The 500-nt window shown below is 46.6% G+C and carries 1 protein-coding gene; it reads left to right on the forward strand.

Features of this window, described 5'->3' with window-relative positions:
- A partial coding sequence (locus ACKTR2_RS10455; RefSeq protein ID WP_407885078.1) for a pentapeptide repeat-containing protein occupies positions 1-500 on the forward strand: 500 nt, incomplete at both ends.

Below are 500 nucleotides of genomic sequence, written 5' to 3' on the forward strand. Positions count from 1 at the left end.
CAACACGGGTAAGTCGAACAGTGGCTCGAATAACACTGGTGATTCCAACACTGGGAATTCGAACTCGGGTTCAAACAACACCGGTGACAGCAATACTGGGAACAGTAACTCTGGCTCGAACAACACTGGTGACAACAACACCGGGAACTCAAACAGTGGTAATTCGAACAGTGGTTCGAACAATACTGGTGACAGCAATACGGGTAACTCGAACTCCGGCTCGAATAACACCGGTGACAGTAATACTGGGAACAGTAACAGCGGCTCGAATAACACTGGTAACAACAACACCGGGAACTCAAACAGTGGTAATTCGAACAGTGGTTCGAATAACACTGGTGACAGTAATACTGGGAACAGTAACAGCGGCTCGAATAACACTGGTGATAGCAACACAGGTAATTCGAACTCAGGTTCAAACAATACTGGTGATAGCAACACCGGTAACTCGAACTCAGGTTCAAATAACACTGGTGACAGCAACACAGGTAACTCGAACT

This window comes from Furfurilactobacillus curtus (assembly GCF_045862785.1).
Taxonomy (GTDB): domain Bacteria; phylum Bacillota; class Bacilli; order Lactobacillales; family Lactobacillaceae; genus Furfurilactobacillus; species Furfurilactobacillus curtus.